This window comes from Streptomyces sp. CoH27, from assembly GCF_020181035.1.
GTDB lineage: Bacteria > Actinomycetota > Actinomycetes > Streptomycetales > Streptomycetaceae > Streptomyces > Streptomyces camelliae.
This window is the reverse complement of record NZ_JAIQYY010000020.1, coordinates 1-25,846: the sequence shown is the minus strand read 5'-3', so window position 1 is coordinate 25,846 and position 25,846 is coordinate 1. Positions and strand designations below refer to the sequence as shown.

General features: G+C 73.0%; 21 protein-coding genes. 11 read left to right on the top strand and 10 right to left on the bottom strand.

The genetic code is table 11. From position 1 onward, the window contains the following. Positions 1–20: 20 nt before the first annotated feature. The gene (locus tag LE548_RS30555) at positions 21–599 is read right to left on the bottom strand and encodes a helix-turn-helix domain-containing protein (protein WP_225100212.1); all 579 of its coding nucleotides are present in this window, start codon (positions 597–599) and stop codon (positions 21–23) included. Between the two features lie 133 nt (positions 600–732). On the opposite strand from LE548_RS30555, the gene LE548_RS30550 reads away from it, so the two are divergent. The 3 genes from LE548_RS30550 to LE548_RS30540 all read left to right on the top strand — a co-directional run bounded on the left by LE548_RS30550 (position 733) and on the right by LE548_RS30540 (position 3,225). Further along, a complete protein-coding gene (locus tag LE548_RS30550; protein WP_225100211.1) occupies positions 733–1,440 on the top strand; it encodes a B3/4 domain-containing protein in 708 nt (235 codons plus the stop codon). 69 nt (positions 1,441–1,509) lie between these two features. After that, positions 1,510–2,190, top strand: a complete 681-nt coding sequence (locus tag LE548_RS30545; protein ID WP_225100210.1) for an SDR family NAD(P)-dependent oxidoreductase — start codon at positions 1,510–1,512, stop codon at positions 2,188–2,190. Between the two features lie 87 nt (positions 2,191–2,277). Continuing rightward, on the top strand, positions 2,278–3,225 hold the full coding sequence (locus LE548_RS30540; RefSeq protein WP_225100209.1) for an MIP/aquaporin family protein: 948 nt from the start codon (positions 2,278–2,280) through the stop codon (positions 3,223–3,225). Between the two features lie 6 nt (positions 3,226–3,231). Here the strand turns inward: LE548_RS30540 and LE548_RS30535 are convergent, their stop codons facing one another. Together LE548_RS30535 and LE548_RS30530 are read right to left on the bottom strand one after the other, a co-directional pair. Next, complete coding sequence (locus LE548_RS30535) at positions 3,232–3,594, bottom strand: transcriptional regulator (protein WP_225100208.1); 363 nt, start codon at positions 3,592–3,594, stop codon at positions 3,232–3,234. After that, positions 3,591–4,073: a hypothetical protein gene (locus tag LE548_RS30530; RefSeq protein WP_225100207.1), complete on the bottom strand. Its 483-nt coding sequence runs from the start codon at positions 4,071–4,073 to the stop codon at positions 3,591–3,593. The genes LE548_RS30535 and LE548_RS30530 overlap by 4 nt, the downstream gene beginning before the upstream one ends. A gap of 164 nt (positions 4,074–4,237) precedes the next feature. Between LE548_RS30530 and LE548_RS30525 the strand changes: the two genes are divergently transcribed. After that, positions 4,238–4,492 carry a hypothetical protein gene (locus LE548_RS30525; protein WP_225100206.1) on the top strand — a complete coding sequence of 85 codons (255 nt, stop codon included), beginning with the start codon at positions 4,238–4,240 and terminating at the stop codon, positions 4,490–4,492. Between the two features lie 28 nt (positions 4,493–4,520). Here LE548_RS30525 and LE548_RS30520 read toward each other — a convergent pair whose 3' ends face one another. Beyond that, positions 4,521–5,624, bottom strand: coding sequence for a CdaR family transcriptional regulator (locus LE548_RS30520; protein ID WP_225100205.1), 1,104 nt, complete (start codon positions 5,622–5,624; stop codon positions 4,521–4,523). 347 nt (positions 5,625–5,971) lie between these two features. Between LE548_RS30520 and LE548_RS30515 the strand changes: the two genes are divergently transcribed. From LE548_RS30515 to LE548_RS30505, 3 genes are all read left to right on the top strand, one after another. Beyond that, positions 5,972–8,335, top strand: coding sequence for a flotillin family protein (locus LE548_RS30515; protein ID WP_225100204.1), 2,364 nt, complete (start codon positions 5,972–5,974; stop codon positions 8,333–8,335). A gap of 215 nt (positions 8,336–8,550) precedes the next feature. Continuing rightward, complete coding sequence (locus LE548_RS30510; RefSeq protein ID WP_225100203.1) at positions 8,551–13,386, top strand: DNA repair ATPase; 4,836 nt, start codon at positions 8,551–8,553, stop codon at positions 13,384–13,386. Between the two features lie 488 nt (positions 13,387–13,874). Next, positions 13,875–14,678 (top strand): SMI1/KNR4 family protein, encoded by an 804-nt coding sequence (locus tag LE548_RS30505; protein ID WP_225100202.1) that lies wholly within the window; start codon positions 13,875–13,877, stop codon positions 14,676–14,678. Here LE548_RS30505 and LE548_RS30500 read toward each other — a convergent pair. Continuing rightward, positions 14,653–15,234, bottom strand: a complete 582-nt coding sequence (locus LE548_RS30500; protein ID WP_308030793.1) for a UbiX family flavin prenyltransferase — start codon at positions 15,232–15,234, stop codon at positions 14,653–14,655. The two genes, LE548_RS30505 and LE548_RS30500, sit on opposite strands and share 26 nt — an antisense overlap. Positions 15,235–15,359: 125 nt before the next feature. After that, positions 15,360–16,307: an SDR family oxidoreductase gene (locus LE548_RS30495; protein WP_225100201.1), complete on the bottom strand. Its 948-nt coding sequence runs from the start codon at positions 16,305–16,307 to the stop codon at positions 15,360–15,362. Positions 16,308–16,354: 47 nt separating this feature from the next. On the opposite strand from LE548_RS30495, the gene LE548_RS30490 reads away from it, so the two are divergent. Beyond that, positions 16,355–17,251, top strand: a complete 897-nt coding sequence (locus LE548_RS30490; protein WP_225100200.1) for a LysR family transcriptional regulator — start codon at positions 16,355–16,357, stop codon at positions 17,249–17,251. Positions 17,252–17,255: 4 nt separating this feature from the next. On the opposite strand, the gene LE548_RS30485 is transcribed toward LE548_RS30490, so the two are convergent. Continuing rightward, positions 17,256–18,191, bottom strand: a complete 936-nt coding sequence (locus tag LE548_RS30485) for a hypothetical protein (protein ID WP_225100199.1) — start codon at positions 18,189–18,191, stop codon at positions 17,256–17,258. 242 nt (positions 18,192–18,433) lie between these two features. Here LE548_RS30485 and LE548_RS30480 point away from each other — a divergent pair, with 242 nt between their 5' ends. From LE548_RS30480 to LE548_RS30470, 3 genes are all read left to right on the top strand, one after another. Continuing rightward, complete coding sequence (locus LE548_RS30480; protein ID WP_225100198.1) at positions 18,434–19,213, top strand: VOC family protein; 780 nt, start codon at positions 18,434–18,436, stop codon at positions 19,211–19,213. 152 nt (positions 19,214–19,365) lie between these two features. Continuing rightward, on the top strand, positions 19,366–21,612 hold the full coding sequence (locus tag LE548_RS30475; protein WP_225100197.1) for a hypothetical protein: 2,247 nt from the start codon (positions 19,366–19,368) through the stop codon (positions 21,610–21,612). A gap of 5 nt (positions 21,613–21,617) precedes the next feature. Then, positions 21,618–23,228 carry an ABC transporter substrate-binding protein gene (locus LE548_RS30470; protein ID WP_225100196.1) on the top strand — a complete coding sequence of 537 codons (1,611 nt, stop codon included), beginning with the start codon at positions 21,618–21,620 and terminating at the stop codon, positions 23,226–23,228. A 49-nt stretch (positions 23,229–23,277) separates the two neighbouring features. Here the strand turns inward: LE548_RS30470 and LE548_RS30465 are convergent, their stop codons facing one another. The 3 genes from LE548_RS30465 to LE548_RS30455 all read right to left on the bottom strand — a co-directional run. Further along, the gene (locus LE548_RS30465; RefSeq protein ID WP_225100195.1) at positions 23,278–24,075 is read right to left on the bottom strand and encodes a hypothetical protein; all 798 of its coding nucleotides are present in this window, start codon (positions 24,073–24,075) and stop codon (positions 23,278–23,280) included. A gap of 29 nt (positions 24,076–24,104) precedes the next feature. Then, positions 24,105–24,737 carry an RNA polymerase sigma factor gene (locus LE548_RS30460; RefSeq protein ID WP_225100194.1) on the bottom strand — a complete coding sequence of 211 codons (633 nt, stop codon included), beginning with the start codon at positions 24,735–24,737 and terminating at the stop codon, positions 24,105–24,107. Positions 24,738–25,321: 584 nt separating this feature from the next. Then, positions 25,322–25,846, bottom strand: a 525-nt coding sequence (locus LE548_RS30455) for a zinc ribbon domain-containing protein (protein WP_225100193.1), incomplete at its 5' end; no start/stop codon positions are given.

The window sequence follows — 25,846 nt, the reverse complement described above, 5'->3', positions numbered from 1 at the left end:
CGTACGGGCCGCTGTGCCCGTCAGGCCGCGGGGCCGGGTGGCATCTGGACCGTCATGATCAGGTGGCAGGTCTCGGTGCCGGTGCCGCGGTAGGTGTGCGGGGTGTCGGCGTCGAAGGTGGCGGTCTGGCCGGCTTCCAGAGGGTGTTCGGCGCCGTCGACGACCAGGGTCATGCGGCCGGCGGTGACGCTGAGCGTCTCCACGACGCCGGCCTGGTGGGGATGGCTCGGGTACTCCTCGTCCGGTTCCAGCCGCCAGCGCCAGACCTCGACCGGGGCCGGGCCGGAGGTCGTGAGCATCAGCCGGGCCTCGCTGCCCAGCTCACCGGTCCACAGCGGGTCCACGGAGTCGGCGGCCACGACGCGGACCCGGTCTTCGTGCGGCCCCTGCATCAGGGCGGACACGGAGATGCCGAGCGTGTCGGCCAGCCGGACCAGGGTGGCCAGGTTGGGGTTGCCCTGTGCCTTCTCCAGCGCCACCAGGGCACCCTTGCTGACCTGGGCGCGCCGGCCGAGCTCCTCCAGGGACAGGCCCGCGCGGACCCGGGCCGACCGGACGTTGTGTGCCACCGTCCGCAGGGCCGCGGCTGTCTCGGCCACCTGATCACCATCCTTCCTGATCATTGCACTGTACCGCTCGGTCGTTCGGTTGACACCGGGCGGTCGTTCCGTTGTACGGTGGGGTCGTTCTGTTGGTATTACCCTTGAATGGTATGGCACGAAAGGCCCCGCGATGCCCGCCTTCCGCCTCGCCTCCGCCGTCGCGGACGCCTTCCCGGACACCCTGATCGCCCTGGTCACCGCCACCGGCGTGCGCGGTCACGAGCCCTGGCCGCACACCGCCGACGCGGTGGCCGAGCTGGAGCAGCGCCTCGCCGAGGGCAGCTGGGCGCCCGCCGACGAGAGCGACCCCCGCATCGACGCCTGGCACACCGCCTACCGTTCCTTCGGCACCAACCCGCGCCGGATCCGCCCCAGCGTCGACGCGCTCGGCCGCCGGCTCGCCAAGAAGGGGAGCCTGCCGCGCATCAGCCCGGCCGTCGACTCCTACAACGCCGTGTCCGTCCGCCATGCCCTGCCCGCCGGCGCCTTCGACCTGGACCAGGTGAAGGGTGACGTCGACATCCGGCACGCGGACGGCACCGAGTCCTTCACCCCGCTCGGCGAGCCCGGCACCGTCGAGACGCCCAGGCCCGGGGAGATCATCTACGCCGACACGGCCGGGGTCCTGACCCGCCACTGGAACCACCGCGACGCCCATCGCACCCGCGTCACCGACGACTCCGCCCACGTCGCCTTCGTCCTGGAGACCCTGCGTGCCGACCGTGACGGCGACCTGCTGAAGACGGCGGCCGACGAACTCCAGAGCCTGCTCGCCCCGCACGCGGCCCGCACCACCCTGCACTACCTGAGCCCGGCCCAGCCGGAGGCGGCCGTCTGACCCCAGGTCCCAGCTCCCGTGCGTACCGGGGCCGGCCGGGCGTGTGGGGCGGTGCGATGTGCGGTACGGATGGCCGGCATGAGCAGCAGTCTTGTCATCGTGGGTGCCGGGCCTGGGCTGGGGGCTGCCGTCGCCCGGCGGTTCGGGCGGGAGGGGTTCGCCGTCGGGCTCGTCGCGCGGGACCGGGAGCGGCTCGACCGGCTGGTGGAGGAGCTGGCGGAGAGCGGGGTGCGGGCCGGCGGGTTTGTCGCCGACGTGCGCCGGCCGGAGGAGCTGACCGGGGCGCTGGAGCGGGCGGGCCGGGAGCTGGGGACCGTCGAGGTGCTGCAGTACAGCCCGGTGCCGCACCGGGACTTCATGCGGCCCGTGCTGGAGACCCGGCACCGGGATCTGATCGGGCCCGTCGAGTTCTCCGTGTACGGGGCCGTCGCCGCCGTACAGGCCGTGCTGCCGGGGATGCGGCGGCTCGGGCGCGGCACGATCCTCTTCGTCAACGGCGGGACCGCCGCCGTGCCCCACCCCGAGCGGGCCGGCACCTCGATCGCCTTCGCGGCCGAGAGCGCGTACGGCCGTCTGCTGCACGAACGCCTCGCCGGGGAGGGGATCCACGTGGCGCAGCTGGTGATTCCGGGCGCCATCACCCCCGGGCACGCCCGCAAGGATCCGGAGGTGCTGGCCGGGGTGCTGTGGGGCATGCACCGGGAGCGGCACGGGTTCCGGCACTTCGCCGACGACCTGGACAGCCGCTGACGGGGCACCGGCAACCTGCGGGGTGGGGGCTTCTAGTCCAATATGGTGACGTTGGCCGGAATTGCTCTCTTCTCAAGGGGGCCTGGAATGGCTGTGGAAATCCCCGCGATCATCAAGCCGTCCCGGTTGCGCAGCCGGCGTGGGCTGCTCGGTGAGTGCCTCGCCGAGTTCCTCGGGACCTTCGTGCTCATCTCCTTCGGCTGCGGTGTGGTCGCGATGGCGGTCGCCGCGCTGCCCGGTTCGGGCCGCGCCGCCACGCCCACCACGATCTTCCTCGCGGCCGGGGACTGGCTGCTGATCACGTGGGGCTGGGCACTGGCCGTCACCTTCGGCGTCTACGCGGGCGGCGGGGTCAGCGGCGCCCACCTGAACCCGGCGGTCACCCTCGCCATGGCCGTGCGCCGCGGCTTCGCCTGGGCGAAGGTCGTGCCGTACTGGTTCTCCCAGGTCCTCGGCGCCTTCGCCGGGGCGGCGCTGGTCTACCTCGTCTACCACGACGCCATCCACGCCTACGACCGGGCGGCAGCCGGCCCGAAGGTGAACGGCCGCACGAACGCCACCTTCTCCATCTTCGCGACCTTCCCCGCCGCGTACTTCCACGGTGGCGTCTGGGGACCGCTGATCGACCAGATCGTCGGTACGGCGTTCCTGCTCATGCTGATCGCCGCCGTCCTCGACGTACGCAACCAGGCCGTCAAGTCCAACCTCGCCCCCCTCGTCGTGGGCTTCGTCGTCGCCGCGATCGGCATGTCCTACGGCGCGAACGCGGGGTACGCCATCAACCCGGCCCGCGACTTCGGGCCCCGCCTGCTGACCTGGATCGAGGGCTGGAAGAGCCTGGCCTTCCCGGGCAGCGTGTCCGGCTCGTTCAGCTCCTACTGGTGGATCCCGATCGTCGGTCCGCTGATCGGCGGTGTGGTCGGGATCGTCGTGTACGACCTGTTCGTCGGCGACATCCTGCTGCTGCGGGCGCAGACCATGGAGCCGCCGGAGCCGGGGGAGTCGACACCGGTACGGACGGTGAACCGCACCTAGCTCTGTTCAACTCCCGCTGTCCGACGGGTCCTTGGCGCAGCCTCCGGCCGCCCGTCTGGCGGTGGCCGCGATCTCCTCCAGCGCCGCCAGGTGCCGGTTCAGTGCCCGGCGGCCGGTGAAGGTGAGCGAGGCCCAGGTGCGCGGACGCTTGCCCAGGTAGCCCTTGCGGACGCTGACATAGCCGGTCTTCTCCAGCGCGGAAAGGGTCTTGCTCAGCGTGGAGTCGGACACCTGGCAGTAGTCCCGCAGAACGGCGAACTCCGCCTCGCCGCAGGCCGAGAGATAGGCGGCGAGGGCCAGTCGCGTGGGGTGGTGCAGCTCGCGGTCGAGGGCGGGAGGTGCGTCGCCGCGGGACCCGGGCCCGGTCATGCGGTGCCGCCCTGGTGCTGCCGGAGCCCGCGCAGCACATGTTCCGCGCCGGTGGCCACACCGAAGCCGATGAGCCAGCCGGTCGTGCCGTACGGGACGGCGGCCAGCGCGCCGACGGCGATCGCGGCGAGGGGCGCCACCCAGAGCTCCCAGGCCGAACGCCGGGGTCCGCCGTCCCGGCTGAACCAGCGGGTCACGCCGCCGTGGTGGGCGCCGGTCCAGATCAGTGCGAAGAAGCCGACCGCGCAGGCGAGGCCGGCGAGCGTCAGCCATGCCCCGTACCGCGGCAGCAGGTTGGCCAGCCCGAGCGCGGTGAAGCCGGCCGCGCAGGTCAGTCCCTGGCCGATGACGTACCCCCGGGGCCGCTCCCGCCCCCCGGCCTCCCGCGCCGCGGCCCGCGCGGCACACACCGCACCGAGCGCATCCCGCGCCCGCCCGGCATCCATCGGCTCGTCCATCGGTTCCCCCGTGCTGTTCATACGTCAACCTCCGCTGAGGACAGGGCGGTTGGTCGGACCGCCCCGGGTTCGTACGGCGTCTTCCCTGTCAGCATGGACACTACTTTCCATGAATGCAAGTACTTTCCCAGCGGCAGGACAGCGGATTTCTGTCATCCCCGCCCCCTCACCCGCGTCTCCGCACCATGCACGCGACCACCCAGCCCAGCCGCCGCGCCCTCCTCAAAGCCGCGGGAACCGCATCCGCGGCGACCGTCACAGGCACGACCGCCCTCGGTGCGACCGCTCTCACCACCACCCCCGCGGCCGCCGCGAGCGGCTACGCCCACCCCGGGCTCCTCCACACCCGTACCGACCTGGACGGTATGGCGGCCAAGGTGAGGGCGGGCGCCTCGCTCTTCCTGCGCCGACGGGACCGGATCAGGCGCGGAGCCCGGTAGGCAGTACCCCTACGGCTCCGGTGCCTGCTCACAACGGCCTGTTCGGCCAGTCCAGCAGGCGGGCTCCGATGACTGCCGTCTGGAGCATGTAGCGGTGGGCCGGGTCGGCCGGGTCGGCGGTGGTGAGGTGGTGGATGCGTTCCAGACGGTAGGTGAGGGCGCGCACGCTCAGATTGAGGCGGCGGGCCGCCTCGGCGGCCACGCAGCCCGCGTCGAAGTAGGCCGTCAGGGTCTCCAGCAGCGGGCCGGCGCCGCCGCGCGCCGCCGTCAGGGGGCCCAGGGTGTGGGAGACCAGGTCGGCCATCGCCTGGCGGTCGCGGGTCAGGACCGGGTAGATCAGGAGGTCGGCGGCGCGCAGCACCGGGCCCGAGAGGTTCAGGCGCTCGGCCATCTCCAGGGCGGCCAGGGCCTCCTCGTAGGACTGGACGACCCCGCCCGGGCCCGGCTGCGGACGGCCGATGGCGACGCGGCCGCCGTCCGTCGCCGTGTACGCCTGCTGGGCGAAGTGGGCGAGGATCTCGTCCTCGTCGCCGGGGGCGATGCACAGGAGGCGGCCGTTCTTGGTGGTGAGGAGGATGTTGTGGGAGTCGTAGCGGGCCAGTACCGCCGAGGCCACCCGGCGGGCGGTCGGGCCGCCCTCGACGTAGGCGCTCGGGCCCTCCGCCACGGCCACCGCGTGCGCCCGGGACAGGTGCAGGCCGAAGCGTTCGGCGCGCTCGGCGAGGCGGCCCAGGTCGCTACGGCCGTACAGCAGGTCGTCGATGAACTCCCGGCGGGCCGCCTCCTCCCGGCGCACGGTGAGCCGCTGGGCGCGCTCGTAGCCCTCGGCGAACGCGTCGACCGCCTGCTCCACGGCGGCCAGCGCGGCCAGCGTGCTCTCCGTCGAGCCGGGTCCGGTCGGCCAGGCGGCGCGGGCGGCGGCGAGGTGGGCGACGACCAGGGCGCGCAGCCCGTGTCCGTCCTCGGCGGCCTGTTCGCCCAGGGTGCGGCGGGTCTTCAGCTCCTCCCGGGTCAGCCGCCGCCCGGTGGCCGCGACCTCGGCCAGTGCCCGGGGCAGGCCGTCCAGGTAGTGCTCGTACGGCCCCGAACTCTCGTGCGGTATTCCGTGCTGTGTCCCCCGACGTTCCGGCACGCTGTCCCGACCCCCCGTGTCCCCGTTCCCCCCCAGGGAGCAGTTCCGCTCGGCTCCCCGGCTCCCCGTTGCCCCCGCGCCCCGCCGCTTTGCGATCTTGACGCTCCGGTGACGTTTTCTTAGCGTCTGTCCGGCATCAAGACCCTAGTCAACGTTGCCGGAAACCGGCAATGCGCGGGCGTGCGCTCGTCTCGCACCATGTCCCACGGGGAGCACTACGGAGGGCCGCGGTGCCGGGCACCGGCGGACGACCGGCGGGAACGACCGGCTCGGACACCACAACGGGGGGTCCGGCACCGCGGCCTCGGGGGGCTCCGTAACTCATCGTCTGACGCAAGGACGTTGCCATGGAAGCCCTCGGCGTGCTCGTCGCCGTCTGTCTCGTCGTCGTGGTGCTCGCGGTGCTCGCGTTCTCCCGGCTGTACCGCAAGGTGGACCAGAGCCAGGCCCTGATCGTGTCGAAGACGCGCCGGGTGGACGTGTCCTTCACCGGTCAGGTCGTGCTGCCGATCCTGCACAAGGCCGAGGTCATGGACATCTCGGTGAAGACCATCGAGATCAGCCGCTCGGGGCGGGACGGACTGATCTGCCGGGACAACATCCGCGCCGACATCCGGATCCTGTTCTTCGTGAAGGTCAACAAGACCGTCGAGGACGTCATCAAGGTCGCCCAGACGGTCGGCACCGAGCGCGCCAGCCACCAGGACACGCTCCAGGAGCTGTTCCACGCGAAGTTCTCCGAGGCGCTGAAGACCGTCGGCAAGCAGCTGGACTTCACCGACCTCTACACCAAGCGCGAGGAACTCCGCTACCACGTCATCGAGTTGATCGGCATCGACCTCAACGGCTACCACCTTGAGGACGCCGCGATCGACTACCTGGAGCAGACCCCGCTCACCCAGCTCGACCCGGCCAACGTCCTCGACGCGCAGGGCATCCGCAAGATCACCGAGCTGACGGCGATCGAGCACGTGCGCACCAACGAGGCGCAGCGCACGGAGCAGAAGGAGATCACTCGGCAGAACGTCGACGCCCGCGAGGCCATCCTGGAGCTGGAGCGGCGGCAGGCGGACGCCGAGATCAAGCAGAAGCGGGAGATCGAGACCTCCCGCGCCCGCGAGGAGGCCGAGACCGCCCGCGTGGTGGAGGAGGAGCGGCTGCGTGCGCAGGGCGCCTTCCTGCGGACCGAGGAGCAGCTGGGCGTCCAGCGGGAGAACCAGGCCCGGGAGATCGCCGTCGCCGCGAAGAACCGGGAGCGGGTCATCGCCGTCGAGAGCGAGCGTGTCGAGAAGGACCGGCTGCTCGAAGTCATCGCGCGGGAGCGGGAGACCCAGCTGACGAGGATCGCCGCCGAGAAGGAGGTCGAGGCGGAGAAGCGGGACATCGCCGAGGTCATCCGGGAGCGGGTCGCGGTGGACCGTACGGTCGCCGAGCAGGAGGAGTCCATCAAGAAGCTGCGCGTGGTCGAGGAGGCCGAGCGCGAGCGGCAGGCCCTTGTCATCGCCGCCGAGGCGGAGGCGCAGGAGCGGCTGGTCAAGGACATCAAGGCCGCCGAGGCCGCCGAGCAGGCCGCCACGCACCGGGCCGCCGAGGAACTCACCCTCGCCGAGGCCCGGTTGAAGACCGCCGACATGGACGCCCGCGCCAAGCTGCGGCTCGCCGAGGGCGTGCAGGCCGAGGCCGCCGCTGAAGGTCTGGCCGCCGTCCAGGTCCGCGACAAGGAGGCCGAGGTCACCGTCAAGGCCGGCCGCGCGGAGGCGGAGGCCGCGGCGGCACTGCTGCGGGCCGAGGCCGAGGGCACCCAGGCCAAGGCGCTCGCCGAGGCCGAGGGTGCGCGGGCGAAGGGTCTCGCGGAGGCGGAAGGTGCGCGGGCGGCGGCGGAGGCTGTCGAGGCGCGGCTGAAGGCCGAGGCGGAAGGCGCTCGGGCGAAGGGTCTCGCGGAGGCGGAAGGTGCGCGGGCGGCGGCGGAGGCTGTCGAGGCGCGGCTGAAGGCCGAGGCGGAAGGCGCTCGGGCGAAGGGTCTCGCGGAGGCCGAGGGTGCGCGGGCGGCGGCGGAGGCTGTCGAGGCGCGGCTGAAGGCCGAGGCGGAAGGCGCTCGGGCGCAGAGCCTCGCCGAGGCGGAGGGTGCCAAGGCGAGGGCGCTCGCGGAGGCCGTCGCGATCGGCGAGAAGCTGAAGGCCGAGGCCGCGGGTCTCACCGAGAAGGCCGCCGCCATGGCCGCCCTGGACGACGCCTCGCGCGGGCACGAGGAGTACCGGCTCCGGCTCCAGGCGGAGAAGGAGATACGGCTGGCCGGGCTGGAGACGCAGCGGCAGGTCGCCGAGTCGCAGGCGACCGTCCTCGCGACCGGGCTGGAGCACGCCGACATCGACATCGTCGGCGGGGAGTCCGTCTTCTTCGACCGGTTGGTGTCCTCCATCTCGCTCGGCAAGGGCGTGGACGGCTTCGTCGACAACTCCCGCACCGCCCAGGCCCTGGCGAAGCCCTGGCTGGACGGCTCGGGCAGCTTCACGGAGGACCTGAGCCGCGTCCTCGGCTCGCTGGGCTCGGCGGATGTGCGGAACCTGACGGTGTCGGCCCTGCTGATGAAGCAGATCAAGGGCGGCGGCCCCGAGGCGGGACAGCTCCAGCAGCTCCTCGACCGGGCAAGCGAACTGGGCCTGCAGGACACCCCGCTGACCGCGCTGAACGGAAGCAGTGCGCTGAACTGAGGCCGGCGGGGGTGGGCGCCGCCTCAGCGGCGGCGCCTCGCAGGCCGACGGCACGGCAACTCCCCAGGGGCGCGGGGCCGCATCGATGTGCGGCTCCGCCGCGTGGGCGCGACCAGCCACCCACCCACCCACCCACCCGCACCCGGCATACGACCCGCAGCCCAACGGCGCTCCCCCGGCCCGACTCTCCGAGCCCACGAAGAAAGGCACACCCCATGGCCACCGCTGAGGCGCCGCAGGTCGATGCCGGCACCTACGAGGTGCTGCGCGACCGGCTGGCCGGACACGCGGCTGAGCTGGCCCGCAGGGCCGAGGCGCTCAACGGACGGCGGGCCGAGGAGTTCGGGTCGGCCCGGGTCGAGCTGGCAGCCACCGCCCGGCTCGGCACCGGCCACCCGTGCGTGCCCTGCGACATCGTGGCCGTCGGCGACACCCTCCTCTTCGGCGGGACCGGCAACACCACCGACGGAACCGACGTCGCCGTCTCCGACGTACTCACGCTCTACGACCGGGACGGCACGCCGCTGCCCGACACCGCCGTACCCGGACTCCTCGACGACCCGGCGTTCGTGCGGGAGTTCACCGCGCTGCACCGCTACTACCGGCAGGCCCGGCTGCTGCGGCTGCGCCGGGTCGACGGCCGGCTGCTGGCGGTGTTCCGCACCGGCGAGAAGGCCGACGACGTGCGCGCGCTGCGCTGGAGCGTCGGCGACGACGGCCGCGTGGCGTTCCTGGACGCGCGCGGCGACCGCGACGACGTCTGCCCGCCCGGCCAGGACGTCACCTGGACCGAGACCACCCGCGTGGACCACGTCCTCGGCCGTGACCCCTACGTGGCCGTACCCGGCGGGCTCGGGGTCACCACCATCGGCGGCTCCCTCACCGTACGCACCACGGACGGCGAGGCACTGCACACCGAGCCCGTGCAGGAGCCCCTCCAGTCCCTCGCCGACGCCGCCGTCGCGCATGCCCAGGCCGGCCCGCTGGTGCTGCTGCGGATCCGGCCGTACAAGGAGGACGCCGACCGGCATCTGGTCTTCGACACGCTGACCCGGACCGTCGTCCGGCTCGACGGGATCGGCGAGGCCTGCCGGCGGCTGCCCGAGGAGCAGGGCATCGTCTTCCCCGGCGGCTACTGCCTGGCCGGTGGCGGGCACAAGACGTACGAACTCGACATCAGCGGGCTGGAGTTCGAACGGGAGGTGCGCGCGCCGAACGGTGAGGACGTGCTGTACGCGTTCCGCTCCCGCGCCGAGGGCCGCACGCTGCTGATGCCGTACAACACCCTGCGCAAGGAGGTCGCGGCCCCGCTGCCGTGCCGGGGCTGGGCGCTGTTCGAGGACGGCGCGCTGGCCGTGCTGCGGGCCGGCGGCGACGAACCCGCGCACACCCACCCGCTCCAGTGGTGGACCTCGCCGTACGTCTCCGACACCCACGCGGCCGCCCTGCGCACCGGCACCGGCGCCCTGGCCAGGGTCGGCAACGCCGATCTCGTGCGCGGGCTCGCCGACTGTCTGTCCGTCGCCGGGCTCGTCGCCGACGGCATCGAGACCGGTGAGGGCTATCGCGCGCTGGCCGCCGCGTGCGTACGTGCCGCTGACACCCACCACTGGCTCGCCGACCCCGAACTCGGCGATCTGGCTGACCCGTTGGAGGAGGTCCGGGTCACCGCCGAGCAGGTGCTGGGCGAGTTCGAGACCGTGCGGGAGCTGACCCGGCAGGCCGCCGAGGCCCTCGACGAGGCGGCCGAGCGGATCGCCGCCGTCGTACGGCGGCTGCGCGGCGAGGCGCCGCGCGAGGCCGCCGCCTGGGTGCGAGGACTCACCGAACTCCGGCACGCGCACGGGCACCTGCTCACCCTGCGGGAGCTGCGGTACATCGATGCCGACCGCCTGGAGGAGCTGGCGAACACCGCCGAGGGCGACCTCGCCGCGTTCGGGCGGCGCGCGGTGACGTTCCTGGCCCGCGAGGACGCCTTCACCGGGCAGCGGGAGGAGGTCGAGCGGCTGGTCGCGGACGCGGCGGCCATCGAGACCGTCGCCGGTGCGCAGCCCGTCGCCGCCCGCCTCGACGACCTCGCCGACGGGCTGCGCACGGTCACCGAGGTGGTCACCGGACTCGACATCGCCGACGCCACCGTCCGTACGGCCGTGCTGGAACGGATCGCCGATGTGCTGGGCGGGGTCAACCGGGCCCGCGCCACTCTCGACGCCCGCCGGCGCAGCCTTCAGGACAGCGAGGGGCGGGCCGAGTTCGCCGCCGAGACCGCCCTGCTCGCCCAGGCCGTCACCGCCGCGCTCGCCGGCTCCGGCACCCCCGAGGAATGCGACGACCAACTCGCCTCCGTACTCGGCCGGTTGGAGGACCTGGACGGACGGTTCGCCGAGTTCGACGACTTCCTCGCCGAACTCGACAGCCGGCGCACCGAGATCTACGAGGCCTTCGCCGCCCGCAAGCAGTCCCTCGCCGACGCCCGCGCCCGCCGCGCCGAGCAGCTCGCCGTCTCGGCGGGGCGGATGCTGGAGACGATCGGCCGCCGGGCGGCCACCCTGGCCGACACGGACGCGGTGACCACGTACTTCGCCTCCGACCCGCTGGTCGCCAAGGTCCGCCGCACCGCCGACGACCTGCGCGCCATCGGTGACAGCGTGCGCGCCGAGGAGCTGGACGGGCGCCTGAAGACCGCACGGCAGGAGGCGGTCCGCGCCCTGCGCGACCGCACCGATCTGTACGCCGACGACGGCCGCACCCTGCTGCTCGGCGGCCACCGCTTCGCCGTGAACACCCAGCCGCTCGACCTCACCCTCGTGCCGCACGGCGACGCCCTCGCCTTCGCGGTGACCGGCACGGACTACCGCGCCCCGGTCACCGACCCGGACTTCGCCGCGTACCGCCCCTACTGGGAGCGCCATCTGCCCTCCGAGTCCTCCGACGTCTACCGCGCCGAGCACCTGGCCGCCCGCCTGCTCGCCGAGCACGGCCCGGCCGCCCTCGCCGCCGCCGACGACCTGCCCGGCCTGGTCCGCCGGGCGGCGCAGGAGTCGTACGACGAGGGGTACGAGCGCGGGGTCCACGACCATGACGCGACCCTCGTCCTGACGGCCCTGTTGCCGCTGTACGAGGGCGCCGGGACCCTGCGCCACGAGCCCGCCGCCCGTGCCGCCGCCCAGCTGTTCTGGGTGCACGGCACCACGGAGGAGGCCCGTGCCGCATGGACCCGGCGGGCGGTGTCGCTGGCCCGCGCCCGGGACGCCTTCGGTGCCGTACCGGCGGTCGGCGAGCTGGAGCGGGAGCTGGCCGCCGCCGTCGAGGACTGGGATCCGGCTCTGGAGGGCGGTCCGGCCGCCGCGTACCTCTTCGAGGAGCTGACGTCCGGCCCCGGGGGCTTCGTGCTCGGCGCCACCGCCCGCGCCCTGCTGGAGAAGTTCCGCCACGCGGGCGGGAGTTACGGCGACGAGCTGGCGGACCTCCCCGATCTCGGCGCGCGCCGGCAGGTGGTCGCGGCCTGGCTCGGCGCGTACGTCAGCGCCACCGGCACCGAGGCAGGGCCGGGGGAGCTGGCGGAGGCGGTCGCGGCCGAGCTGTGCCCCGGGCTCCCCCGTTACGACGGTGACGCCCGGCTCACGGCGACGGCGGACGGCCTGCTGGGCAGCCACCCTCGCATCGACGGCGGTCAACTGCCGCTCCGCCTCGACGAGTTCCTGTCCCGCACCGCCCGTTTCGCGGCCGAGGAGGTCCCCGCCTTCCGCGCTTACCAGCACCGCCGTACGACCCTGGTGGCGGCCGAACGCGACCGGCTCCGCCTGGACGACCACCGCCCCCGGGTGATGTCGGCGTTCGTCCGCAACCGGCTGGTGGACGAGGTGTACCTCCCCCTGCTCGGCGACAGCCTGGCCCGCCAGCTCGGCACCACCGGCGCATCCAAGCGCACCGACACCGGCGGCCTGCTCCTCCTCATCTCCCCGCCCGGCTACGGCAAGACGACCCTCATGGAGTACGTCGCCGACCGGCTCGGCCTGATGCTGGTCAAGGTCAGCGGCCCGGCGCTGGGCCACACCGTCACCTCGCTCGACCCGGCCGACGCCCCGAACGTCACCGCCCGGCACGAGATCGAGAAGATCAACTTCGCGCTGGCGGCCGGCAACAACACGCTCCTGTACCTGGACGACATCCAGCACACCTCGCCCGAGCTGCTGCAGAAGTTCATCCCGCTGTGCGACGCAACCCGCCGGGTGGACGGCGTGTGGGAGGGCGAGCCGCGCACCTACGACCTGCGCGGCAAGCGGTTCGCGGTGTGCATGGCCGGCAACCCCTACACCGAGTCCGGCGAGCGGTTCCGCATCCCCGACATGCTCGCCAACCGGGCCGACGTGTGGAACCTCGGCGACGTCCTCACCGGCAAGGAGGACGTCTTCGCGCTCAGCTTCGTCGAGAACGCCCTCACCGCCAACCCGGTCCTCGCCCCGCTCGCCGCCCGCGACCGCGCCGACCTCGACCTGCTGGTCCGGCTGGCCACCGCCGACCCCACGGCCCGCGCCGACCGCCTGTCCGCGCCGATGCCGCCGTCCGAACTGGACCGTGTGGTGGCCGTGTTGGGGCATGTGGTGGCGGTCCGCGAGACGGTGCTGAAGGTCAACGCGGCCTACATCGCCTCCGCCGCCCAGTCGGAGGCCGCCCGCACGGAACCCCCGTTCCGGCTCCAGGGCTCCTACCGCGACATGAACAAGATCGCCCAGCGGCTGCGCCCGGTCATGAACGACGCCGAACGCGAGGCCGTGATCCACGACCACTACACCGCCGAGGCCCAGACCCTCACCACGGGCGCCGAGGCCAACCTCCTGAAACTGGCCGAACTGCGCGGCACCCTGGACGCCGGTCAGGCCGCCCGCTGGGCCGAGGTGAAGACGGCCCACGTCCGCGCCAGCACGCTGGGCGGCCCGGAGGACGACCCGGTGACGCGTGCGGTGGCGGCGCTGGGGCTGCTGGCGGACCGGGTGGCGGCGGTGGAGTCGGCGATCAACCGGGTGCGGGGTGGCGGAGCGGACGAGTGAGGGCGGGGGCGGGCGTTCGTCGCTGACCCGCACTCCGCCAGTGACAGGCGCAACGGCAGCGACGCACCAGCAGCAGGCCCTTACCGTGGGGCAGGGGCACGTCCCTCGTCTGACGGCACCAGGCGTGCAGGTCTTCGTGCCCGTGGCGCGTGGCGAGCGTGCACTCGGCCGACCGCGCCGACGCGTCCGCCGTGGTGGGGGCGCTCACGGCTCACCCCCTGCACGGCGGGAGCCGGGCAGCAGGATGAGCACGTCCGGCTGGGGCGGGAAGTACATCGCGCAGTCCGGGCAGGCGTACCACACTCCTGCGGGCCCTCCTCGTGCTGACGAATGCCGAGGTCAAACGGTGACGGGCGATGACCCAACGCGGTGAGGGCAAGGCGTCGCGGCCCGCGCGAGCACCCCGGCTTCGGCCCACGCCAGCCCCATGACCTGAGCTTCAGGTTGGACAATGTCTCTTGTCAGTGCGGTGCGCTTCACTGTCCGCCATGGAGCTCACGCAAGCGACCGTCAACGACCTGCTGGCCCAACTCGGCCCGGGGAACGGCTACATCTACCTGCCTAGCGACCTGGACCCGCAGGACCTGACCGACCTGATCGCCGACAGGTACGGTGCCCCGCGCACCCTCGTCCTCGACGGCTTCACTGATCCGACGGTCGACGAGTCCCGGGGCGCGGCTCTCCTCGTCCCCTTCGAGGACCGGGCCGTGATGATACGGGCGTGGGCATATGGAGATCAGTGGGTCGGCACGGGTACGGCGCGGGACGCCGAGGGGGCCGAGCGGCCGGTACTGGTGGTCGCTCACAGGGAAGTGCCAGAACCCTTGGCGGTCGCTCCGGATGAGGACGAGGACGTCGACTGGATGGAGCGGCTCAGACGAATCACCGGCTGGACACAGCCCGCCCAGCGGCCGCACGTGGACTGGGCGGAGGCGGAGTCGCGCCTGGGCACCGCGCTGCCGAGCGACTACAAGCGCATGGTCGAGACGTTCGGCAAGGGCGCCTTCGACGGTTTCCTGGACCTGTACCAGGAGCCGTGGGCGGGTCTCAGGGAGGACGGGCTGCTCATCTGGGCCGGCACGGAGCACGAGGACCGGTACTGCTGGAGGGCCGACGGTGACGACCCCGACCGTTGGCCCGTCGTGGTCCGGTCCTTCGACGGCGAGGACATCCCCTTTGACTGCCAGGCCGCGGAGTTCGTCTGCCGCATCCTCATCGACCCGCACCACCCCCACACAATGGCGCACTATTTCGACACCCACTGGTTCATGAACTATCGGGAAAGCGGCTGACCGAACCCCGCCGCCAACGGCCCCCGGCTCTCCTCGGAGCCCACGAGGCACTCCACCCAAGGGCGCGGCCGGCGGTGTGGTCGATGATGTCCCAGGCCGTGCCGGGCCGCAGGTAGAACGCGGGCACCGGAGGCATGACGATCCCGCCTGCCTCGGTCACCGCCGTCATGGCGCGCAGATGGGTGAGGGTCAGCGGGGTCTCGCGGACCATCAGGACCAGGCGCCGGCGTTCCTTCAAGGTCCCGTCCGCGGCGCGGGTGAGCAGGTTGTCGCCGCTCGCGTACGCGATCGCGGACAGGGTGTGCACGGAGCAGGGCGCCACGATCATCCCGTCGGCCGGGAACGAGCCCGACGCGATCGCGGCTCCGATGTCGGCGGGGCGGTGGCTGACGTCCGCGAGGGCGGCCAGGTCACGCGCGCTCAGATCCGTCTCGTAGGCCCTGGTCTGCTGGCTCGCGGGGGTCACGACCAGGTGCGTCTCCACACCGGCCTTGCGGGCCAGCTCCAGGACGCGGACGCCGTAGGCGATGCCGGTCGCGCCGCTGATCCCCACCACCAGACGACGCGGCCGTCCGGTCCGGCTGTTCCGTGGTCCGTCTCCGTGCGTGTTCCGTGGTCCGTCTCCGTGCGTGTTCTGCGGTCCGTCTCCGCGCGTGTTCAGTGGTCCGTCTCCGCGCGTGTTCAGTGGTCCGTCTCCGCGCGGAAGGCGGCCGCGTGCTCGGTGACGAAGGTGGCGAGTGAGCGGGCCGGCCGGCCGGTCAGCTTCTCCACGTCGTTCGTGACGGCCGACGCGCCGCCGGCCGCGTAGAGGCCGTACAGCTCGACCATGCCCTCCGCCCGCCAGGGCGCCCAGCCGGCGGCGAGCATTCCGGCGAGAGCGGCCTCGGGCTCCAGCGCCTCGTACGCCACCGGGTGCCCGACCGCCTCGCCGAGCACACCGGCGATCTCGGCGTGGGTCAGGGCGGCCGGGCCGGTCAGCGTGTAGATGGCGTTCTCGTGGCCCTCGCCGGTCAGCACCGCGACCGCTGCTTCGGCGACGTCCCGCGTGTCGACGTACGACACCGCGCCCGTGCCGCCCGGCAGCGCCAGCCGGCCGGTGCGCAGTGCGGCCGCCATGCCGAGGAAGTTCTGGTAGAAGCCGTTCGGCGCCAGCACCGTCCAGGGCAGGCCGGACGCGCCCAGATACCCGAGTCCGGCGGTGTGCGCGGCGAGGAACCGGATGCCTTCGCCGTGCTCGCCGACCCCGGCGGCGGCGTGCAGCACGACGTGTGGGCGGCGGCCGGTGCGTACGGCGGCGTCGATCACGTTCCGCTCGTGCGTGTCCATCTCCGGGTGCACCGCCACCAGTACGTACACGGCGTCGGCGTCGGCCAGCGCCCGGTCCAGCGACGCCGGGTTCGTGAAGTCGGCGGCCACCGCCTCCACTTCGGCATCCCAGTGTGCCGGTACGGCCGAGCCGTCCCGCACCAGCGCCCGCACCCGCTCGCCCCGCGCCCGCAGGCCACTGACCACCTCGGAACCGACGGTCCCGGTCGCTCCGGTGACGACGATCATCTGTCTCCCCCATGTCTCGTAAGGCTTCAACGAGACGATCGCAGCGGAGAGTTGCTTGATCAAGGCGGAAGTCATGCACGATCCTTCAGCCACGCTCATCGATACGGCTCGGGGGGACCGCAATGGAGCTGACGGAGATCGAAGCGTTCCTCGCGCTGGCGGAGGAACTGCACTTCGGCCGCACCGCCGAGCGGCTGCGGCTGTCCCAGTCCCGGGTCAGCCAGCTGATCCGCTCGCTGGAACGCCGGGTGGGCGCACCGCTGTTCACCCGGACCAGCCGCCGGGTCGCGCTGACCCCGCTCGGCGAACACACCCGGCGCACGGTCGGCGCCGCCTACACGGGCCTGAAGAAGAGCTACGAGGAAACGTGCGCCCTCGCGCAGGGCATGGTCGGCACGCTGTGCGTCGGCTTCCTCGGCTGTCTCAACGGGCCGCCGCTGACCGATCTGGTCGTCGCGTTCGGCCGCCTGCACCCGGCCTGCGAGGTCACGGTGGCCGAGGTGTCCTGGGCCGACCCCTACGGGCCGCTGCGCGCCGGGGAGATCGACGTCCTGTTCACCCTGCTGCCGCTCGACGAGCCGGATCTGCGGGTGGGCCCGGTCCTGGTCTCCTACGGCAGGGTGCTGGCCGTCGCCCGGGACCACGCGCTGGCCGGGCGGGACACCGTCGACATCGAGGACCTGGCCGACTCGGTGCTGCTCGACGGCCCGGCCGAACTCCCCGAGGCCCTCCGGCACGGCTACTGCCCGCCGTTCACCCCGCTCGGCCGTCCGCTGCGCCGCGGGAAGGGCAGCCGTACGTATCAGGAGGCGCTGCACCGGGTCGCCGCGGGCGAGACGGTGTGGACGACCCACGAGGGCCTCTTCCACACCTACGCCCACCCCGGCGTCGTCCACCGCCCCCTGACCGGCCTGCCCCCGGCGAACGCCGCCCTCGTCTGGCGCGCGGACACCGAGACCGCGAAGATCCGCGCGTTCACCGGGCTGGGGGCGCGGCCGGCCTCCGGGAGCGCCGGGTGACGCGTCAGCCCAGGCAGACCACGACGAGGCAGAGCTTGCCGGACGAGGAGGAGGACGAGGTCGAGGAGGAGGACCCCGACGTCGACGAGCCTGTCTGACCGGAAGTGGAGGAGCCGCTGGTGCTCGTGCCGGTCCCGGTGCCGGTGGTGGGCGCCGGGTTCGCCGTCGTGCCTGTGCCCGTGCCCGTGCCGGAAGAGGGCGACGGTATGGGGGTCGACGTCGGGTCCGTGATCGGCGTGGAGGCGGTGTCCGTCCGGCTCGCCGGAGCGGCGTGGCGGGGTGCGGAGGACTGGGCACGCTGCTGCGGGACGCCGGCGGGGGAGACGACGTAGCCGACCGGCGCCGTCCGTGCCGTGGGCGTGTGGGGGGTGGAGGTCGGCTGCCGGTGCCGTCCGGACGCGGTGGGCGTGCCGGACGGCGGAGTGGCGGAGGCCGGCTTCTCGCCGACGCCCATGCTGCGGTTGTCCGGCGCGGTGGCCGCCTGGGCGCGGTCGCCGGAGCCGCGGTCCAGCGAGGCGAGGGTCACCCCGCCGCCGACGAGCGCGACGGCGGTCGCCACCACGGCCCGGCGCTGGCTCTTCTTCCAGCGGGCCAGCTGGCGCCGCCGGGCCGCCCGTCCCTGCGGGGCACGCGGCGCGTCGGTGACATCGACGGCCGCCGCGGTGCCGGTGGGGGCGGGGGTGTCCGGGGTGTCCAGGGCGTCGGGCAGGTGCGTGTCGTCGTACCAGGTGTCTGGGCCGGGGTACGGCTCGGCAGCGGCAGGTGTCTGTGTGGCGGCCACCGGCGTCATCGGCGTCAGCGACGTCATCGGTGCCGTCATCGGCGTCGTACCGGCGGAGCCGTCGGTGCCGGGCGGGGCGATGTCCGGGGCGTAGGCGCCGCACCCGGGACAGACCAGGGCGCCGTTGAGGTGCCGGCGGCATGAGGAGCAGTAGTCCATCTGCGGTCTTCCTGAGTCGACTGCGCCGTTGGTCACCGGGACCCCGGCCTGGTCACGCCCGTACGGGAGATCGAGCGATCAGACACGCTAACGAGCCTTTCGAAAGGCTGTGTGCAGTCCGTGTGGTGCTCCTGCACAGATTCCCGGCCGATGGCATATGGATCGCCTCAGCGGGCACTCCGCCGCGCCTCGCGGCATCGTGGAGGCGGGCGCCCCCGCACCGGATCGGCAGGAGGACACGCATGCTCGGCACAGACTTCCGCACCGGCTCACCCGTCTGGCTCGACCTCGGCAGCCCCGACATCGAGGCCACCGCCGCGTTCTACGGCGCCGTCTTCGGCTGGACGTTCGCGCCCGCCGGTCCCGAGGCGGGCGGGTACGGCTACCTCCAGAAGGACGGCGCGACCGTGGCCGCCGTAGGCCCGCTGACCGAACCGGGCGCGACGCCCGCGTGGATGACGTACTTCAAGGCCGCCGACGCCCTGGCCACCGCCGACGCCGTGATCTCGGCCGGCGGAACGGTGCGGGCGGAACCGGTGAACATGGGCGAGGTGTGGATGGCCCAGTTCACCGATCCGCAGGGCGCCGAGTTCGCCGTGCTGCAGTCCGGCGAGGGGCTCGGGCGGACGTCGGAGGACGACGCCCTGGTGTGGGTGGAACTGCACGTCGGCGACCCGGTGGCGGCCATCGCCTTCTACCGGGAGCTGTTCGGCTGGCGCTCGGCGGAGATGCACGCGCCGGGCATGACGTACCGCGTCCTCAGCATCGCCGACGGCGACCAGCAGGAGGGTTCCTTCGGCGGTGTGGCCCCGCTGCGCGACGGTCAGGAGCGGGCGCGCTGGGTGCCGTACTTCGCGGTGGCCGACGCGGACGCGACCGTCGCCAGGGCGCGGGACAACGGCGGCACGGTCGTGATGCCGGCCGCGGACGTCCCGGACGTCGGCCGCATCGCCTGGCTGGCCGACCCGGCCGGCGCGGTCTTCGCGGTCCTGAAGCCGAACCCGCGGCAGGCCGCCGCCTAGCCGGACCCCGGACCCCGGACGCCTCGCTCCGCCGGGAGTTCATCCCCGGCAACTCCCGTATGTGCACGCAACGTTGTCCGGACAGAACGCACTGTGTTCCACTAATGTCCTTCCACCACCACGATCACGTGCTCCTGGGCGGGAGAGCATCCATGGGGGATCCGAGTGAGGAGCTGGGGTTCGAAGGACTCCTCGGTGAGGAAGGCTTCTTCGCGCGTCTGCTCGGGCGGTCACCGTCGGGCGGCGGCCGAGCGGAGCTGTACGGGCCCGATCTGCCCGTCGTGCTGCTCACCGGCGGCCCGGGCATGGGCAAGGGACGGCTGCTGGACGTGGTGTGGCGGCAATTCGCCACCCAGCTGCCGGTCGTCCGCCTGGACTGCGGCTCGGGGGAGTACGCGGACCGGGCGGCGCGGGAAAAGGGTGCCCGTTCGGCCGCGACCGAGATCCTGGTCGAGGCCGCCCGGACGCTGAGAACCTGGCCGGGGACGGGCGGCTCGTTCCTCTTCCCCCGGTTCTTCTCGGGCCTGGTGCTGGTCACGACCGGCGTCACCGGGGGCACTCCCCGAGCGGTCCGGGCAGAGATCGAGCGGTACACGGACCTGCCGGAGAAGCGGCGGCTGCGCGCCCTGTTCACAGGTGGCTTCTGGCGGGACCGAGGAGTCGTCCGGAATCTGCTGGCGGCCCTGGAGCAGCCGCTCGACGGGGCCGCGGTGGGCACCGCGTTGCTGGCCGCCCTCGACACGAGCCTGACCCCCAAAGGCCGCAGGGAACTGACACGGATCTACGGCGCGTATCTGGGCGCGGACCGCCGGTACCAGCACGGACTGCGCAGCCTCGCCGCCGACTTCCGGGCCCGCGGAGAGGGGCGCGAAGTGGCGGAGAGCTTCCTCTTCTGGGCGCTGCGTGAGGACCTTGAGGCGGCGTACGCGGGGGTGCTGGCCTACCTGAGCCGGGTCGGCCGCCCGGCGATGCTGCTGGACCGCTCCGAATCACCGCTGGGGGAGCAGCTGTTGCGCGCCGTGCTCACCGACCGCCGGGCCGGGCGGCGCGATCGTGTGGTGATCGTGGGCACCGCGCGCCGGGCGGACGGCGGGGCCTTTCTGTACGGGGGCCTGCGGCGGGAGGAGGTGCTGCCCCCGGCGGAGTTCCGGCCCGCCGACGAGGTGCCGCCCGCATGGTCCCGCCGTAAGCACAAGGGAACGGATCTGGCGCCGCTGGCCGACGGGGTGCTCCTGCTGCGGATGCCCCTGCTCACCGGCGACCAGATCGGCGAGGAGACCGCGCGCAGACAGCTGCGCGCGGAGCCGGAGGGCGGTACGAACCGTCGTCGTATCGACGCCGCCGTGGCCCGGCTGAGCGGCGGACGGCCGCACATGGTGCTCCGGCTGGCCGCCGCTGCCGCCGCCTTCCAGATGCCGGCGGACGCCAACGACCGGGACCTCCTGGACGCACCGCTGCACCTTGCGGCCGACGGCGACGGCGAAGGTGACGGCGAGCGGCCCGTGTTCGACGTCCTGCTGCGGGAGCTGATCCTGAAGCAGCTGCCGGTGCGGCTGCCGCAAGAGCACCACGGCCAGTGGCTGGATCTGCTCACCCATCTCTCGGTCGCGCACGACATGGAGTGCGCTGACGTCCTGCTCGACTATCACCAGCGCGGCCGGCTCAACCGCCTGACGGCACATCAGGTCGGGCAACTGCTCGCCGACACCGGATGGCCCAGCTGCGAGCGGCACTTCATCGGGGACTTCGGGCTGCGCCAGCTGCTGGTGCACCGGCTGTACGGGCTGCACCCCGACGGAGCCGCCTGGTACGACGACCACCGTCTGCTGCGCAACCACTACAGCCGGCGCGCGAAGGACGAGGCGACGGCCGACGGTGGGGCGACGGCGGACGGCAGGGCGACGGCGGACGGCGGGGCGCCGGTGGACGGCGGGGCGACGGCGGAGGGCGGGGCGTTCCGCTCGGTCATGGCGCACCGGATGAACCACCACCTGGTGTCCGGCGGCGTGGACGGCGTGGTCGGCCATCTGGTCGCCACGCTGCCCGGCCGTCCGCTGAAGTGGTGCGCGGAGCTGCTGGAGATCGCCCAGGCGCCGTATCCGGGCGGCGCGGACACCCGCCGGCAGCGCGCCGAGGGCCTGGTCGCGCTGGAGGGAGACGCGCTGCGCCGCACCGTGGACCGGCTGCTGCACGCCGTGTGGCTGTGCGAGGAGCGGACCAGGCCGACGGGACAGGAGACCGCCGGCACGCTGGCCAGGCTGCTGGACCTGCTTTCGATCATGGAGTTCGACGGCGCCGGGCAGCTCGGCAGGGTGGCCACCGAGTGGAGAAGCCTGGCGGAGAACGAGCTGCCGTTGCTGGGCTGCGCCTGCACCGGACAGCTCGGGCGAAGGAGGTAGCGGGGATGCCCAGGTGGCAGAAGATCCTTTACGCGTTGCTCGTCGCGGCCGTGGTCGTGACCGGGGGCGTGTTCCTCTGGTCGTACCTCCAGCGGCCGGACACGTGTGCCGACGGGGTCGACCGGATCGGCGGCGAGTGCGTCGGCGTCAACGGCTCGGGCTACGACTTCGGCAACGGGGACATCACCGCCGTGGTCCGGGCCATCGCCCAGGAGAACAAGAAGATCGAGGGCCAGCCCCATGTGACGGTGGCGATGGTGCTGCCGCTGCGGTCGGACAAGGCCGGCCTGCGGCGGGAGATCCGCAGCGATCTTCAGGGGGCGTATCTGGGGCAGCTGCAGGCCAACGCGGGCGAGGGGGAACCGCCGAAGATCAAGCTGGTGCTGGCCGACCCCGGGCAGGACTACCGGCACCAGGCGACGGTCGTGGACACCTTGGTGCGCATGGCCGGTTCGCCGAAGGACCAGCTGCGCGCCGTCACCGGCTTCAACCTCAGCCTCGACGCCACGAAGGACGCCATCGCGCACCTGACGCAACACGGCGTTCCCGTGCTCGCCTCCCGGATCACCGGAGACCAGATCGCGAACGCGGACGGGCTGGCGAAGCCGCAGTTCCCCGGCCTGGCCCGGATCATCACCACCAACCACGACGCGGCCCAGGCGCTGGCCAACTTCAACGGTGCGCAGGACCGGGAGGACAGCAAGACGGTGGTGGTCTACGACACGCGCCAGGATGCCTACGACGAGTCGCTGGCGAAGGCGTTCAGCGGGATCAAGGAGACGGGTCCACCCGGTCCCGACGCGATGAGCTTCACCTCCCCGGCGATCGACGAGGCGGGTTCGGCCGGCAACCAGCTCGAACAGATAGCCAACAACATCTGCCAGAGCTCGGCCGACACCATCTACTTCGCGGGGCGCAATCTGCACCTGCGGCTCTTCGCGCTCAAGCTCGCCAAGCTGGACTGCGAGAACCGGCACTACACCATCATCACCGGTGCCGACGCCGCCTCGTTGCAGCAGAACATGACGGCAGGCGACTGGGAGGAACTGCGCGGCACGGGCGGCACGGCGAAGGTGACGGTGCAGTACGCCGCCCCCGCGCACCCGGACGCCTGGAGCACCGAACTGGCCGCCTGGCGCAAGAACTGGGTCGCGGCCCACCACCGCGAGCCCACCGACGCCGAGCTCCCCCAGTACCTCACCGAGCCCCAGGCGGCTCTGGACAACCTGAAGCGGCTGATCACCAGCACACTCCACGCGGGGACGAGCCTCGGCTCCACACCGGACCTGGAGGACTCCCGCACCATGCTCAACTACGACGGCATGGTCACCATCGGCCGGGCACTGCACGAGGCACAGAGCGGCGACGCCGCGAATGTGCCGAGCCTGCAGGACGTCGGCGGCGAGTGGGCCCAGCTCCAGTCCGCCCACCGCGTGCAGGGCACCAGCGGCCTGATCTGCCTGACCCGTGGTGGAAACCCGTACGACAAACCGGTCGCGGTGGTCGAACTGGATCCGGGCCGGCAGAGGATGGGCACCCTGAAGTTCATCGGCCTCGGCTGGCCCACGGGCCGGGAACAGCCGAAGAACTGCGTGATCCCGAGCCGTACGTCCTGACCGGGCGGCCGTCACCCTCCTCGGCGACCCGACGGCCGGCCGCCCCCTGCTACTTGTGCTTGCCGCCGCCCCGGCCGCCCGACTTGCCCGTACCGCCGGAGCCGTCGCCCGACTTGACCGTGCCGCCGGACGTGCCGTTGCCGGAGGCGCCGGATCTGCCGGAGGCGCCGTTGCCCGCGCCCGCGGCTTTGCCGGACTTGTCCGGGTCGGCGGACTTGCTCGGGGTGGCCGTCGCCCCGGACAACTGCTCGGCGCAGTACGTGGCGACCTTGGCCTCGCCGCCGGCCTCGGTGACGAGCCGCTGCCAGGCCTTGGCGTCGAGCGCCTTGCCGCGGCCCTGGACGTGCTCGTAGGCGCGGCAGTGGGCCTCGGTGTCCTTGGCTGTGGCCGGGCGGTCCGTCGGGGGGCGGCCGCCAGTGGACGCCGAGGGGGCGGTGCCGCCCGGCCGGCCGGGAGCGACCGACGACGGGTGCGCGGAGCCGTGGCCGGTGCCGTGGCTGGAGGAGGCGACGGAACCGATGGCCGCGACGGCGACCCCGCCCAGGGTGAGGCTCGCGAACACCACGCCGAGCGTCATCCGCAACGGGCGCCGGGCCCGCCGCTCCTCGCGCCGGCGCCAGTCGTCCCGGCGCCGGGTGCGGGCCCGGTGCGCGCCCGTGTCGCGGGCGGCCAGGAAGGCGGCCACGGCCCGCTGCTCGGCGCGGGGGTCGACGTCGGCCGCGCGGATGGCGGCGGCCAGGGCCGTTTCCAGGGCGGCGGCGTCCCGCGCGTACCGGGGGTCGGACAGAGCGCCGTCAGGCTCACGTCGACGGCCCGGGAATCCGCCGCCGCTCGGACCTTCACTCATGTCCGCTTCCGTCTCATGTCCGCTTCCGTTCATTTCGACTCCCCCAGCGTCCGGGCGGCGCGATCCGTCACACCCGGCTCCGCCTCGCCGCCGAAGCCCAGCTCGCGGGCGAGGCGCTTCAGGCCCCGGTGGGCCGCCGTGCGCACCGCTCCCGGGCGCTTGCCGAGGACGCGGGCGGCGGCGGGACCGTCCAGGCCGACGACGACGCGCAGGAGCACCGCCTCGGCCTGGTCCTTGGGCAGCCCGCGGACCAGTTCCAGGGCCCGCTCGGTGGAGAGGGACTCCAGGGCCTGCTCGTGGGTGCTGTGCTGCGCGGGCAGGTCCAGCACGTCCTGCTCGGTGCCGCCCGCCCGGGGCCGGGTGCGCTGGCGGCGCAGATGGTCCAGCGCCCGGTGCCGGGCGATGGTCGCGGTCCAGCCGCGGAAGCCCGCACCGTCGCCCTTGAACCGCCCGAGGTCGCGGGATATGTCCAGCCAGGTGTCGGACGCCACGTCCTCCGCGTCGTCGCCGACGATGCCGCGCAGGTAGCCGAGCAGGCCCGGCTGGACGAGGCGGAAGGCGACCGCGAAGGCGGCCTCGTCGCCGTCCTGGGCCCGTGCGACGGCTGCGCCCAGTTCCCCGTCGTACGCCTGTACGCGCCGGGGTTGCCGTGCCTGGCCCAAGATCGTCCTCGTTCGCGCCGGTTCCTAGCGAGCCGCTGCCGTCCGTCGGGCTCCCGTCGCGCCGACGGCCCATGATGGACAGCGTCTGTAGTCACAGAAATGTCACAACGCCTCAGGCGTTCTCCCGGTCCCGTGGCTGCCGGCCGGGCCGGGTGACGTTTCGCGCGGGCCGTGCGCTGGGGGAGTGCCGGGCGCGGTACCAGGCAGGCCGAGGGAGACCGCTCGCCCACGCCGGTGCCGCAGACCGCCCCGGCCCCCGTCTCCGTGCCGTCCGTGTCTCCCCCCGCGGACGGCACGGAGCGGGACAGGACGGTCCGGTGGCATGAGTGCGTACCTCTCAACAGCCTCAAGGGCGTCTACGCCCGCGGCGTGAACGCCGGGGCATTCTGCAAGAGGCCTGGTAACACTTCCGGCCCGCCGCGCTCTGTCCGTGGACGGTCGCGTCGGCGGCCAGTACAGGAGACACGGCCCGTGCAGTGGACGGACACGCCCCCGCACCGCAGCCCGCCCACGACACCACCGCGCCGCAGTGGTACTGAGAGCAGATTGAATCCTCCCCTCCCTTCAGGGAGGGGATTCCTGGCTCAGGCCGCCTCCTGGAGCAGCGCTCCAGGAGGTCTTGCGCCATCGGCACCAGCCGGGTTGAGACCAGCCCGGACGAGCATCACGCGTGCGGAGTTCTTGTCCCTGGGGGACACCGTTCCGCACGTGGTGCAGGTGTAGGTGCGCTCCCCCAGCGGCAGTGCGTGCTTGGCTCTCGCATCGCAGTGCGCGCAGTCCATCGTGGTGTGCGCGGGGTGGACAAGGCGGATGTCCCGCCCGTGCTTGCGGCCCATCTCGATCAGAGCGGCCTTGGTGGCGCCGATGGCGGCGTCGGCGGCCTTACGGGCCATCGTGGTCCTGGCGAGGAATCTCGCACGGAAGTCCTCGACCGCGACGGCGTCGTGGTCACGGACGACTTTCTTGGCCCATTTGCGGCCGGAGTCCTCACGCTGCCGAGCGACCTTCTTGTACGCCTTCGCCCGCAGTCTCTTCGCCGCGCGGTACCCCTTCGAGGCAGCCTGGCCCTTCTTCGGCTTGCGGCGGGCCATCATCCGGTCGTACCGGGT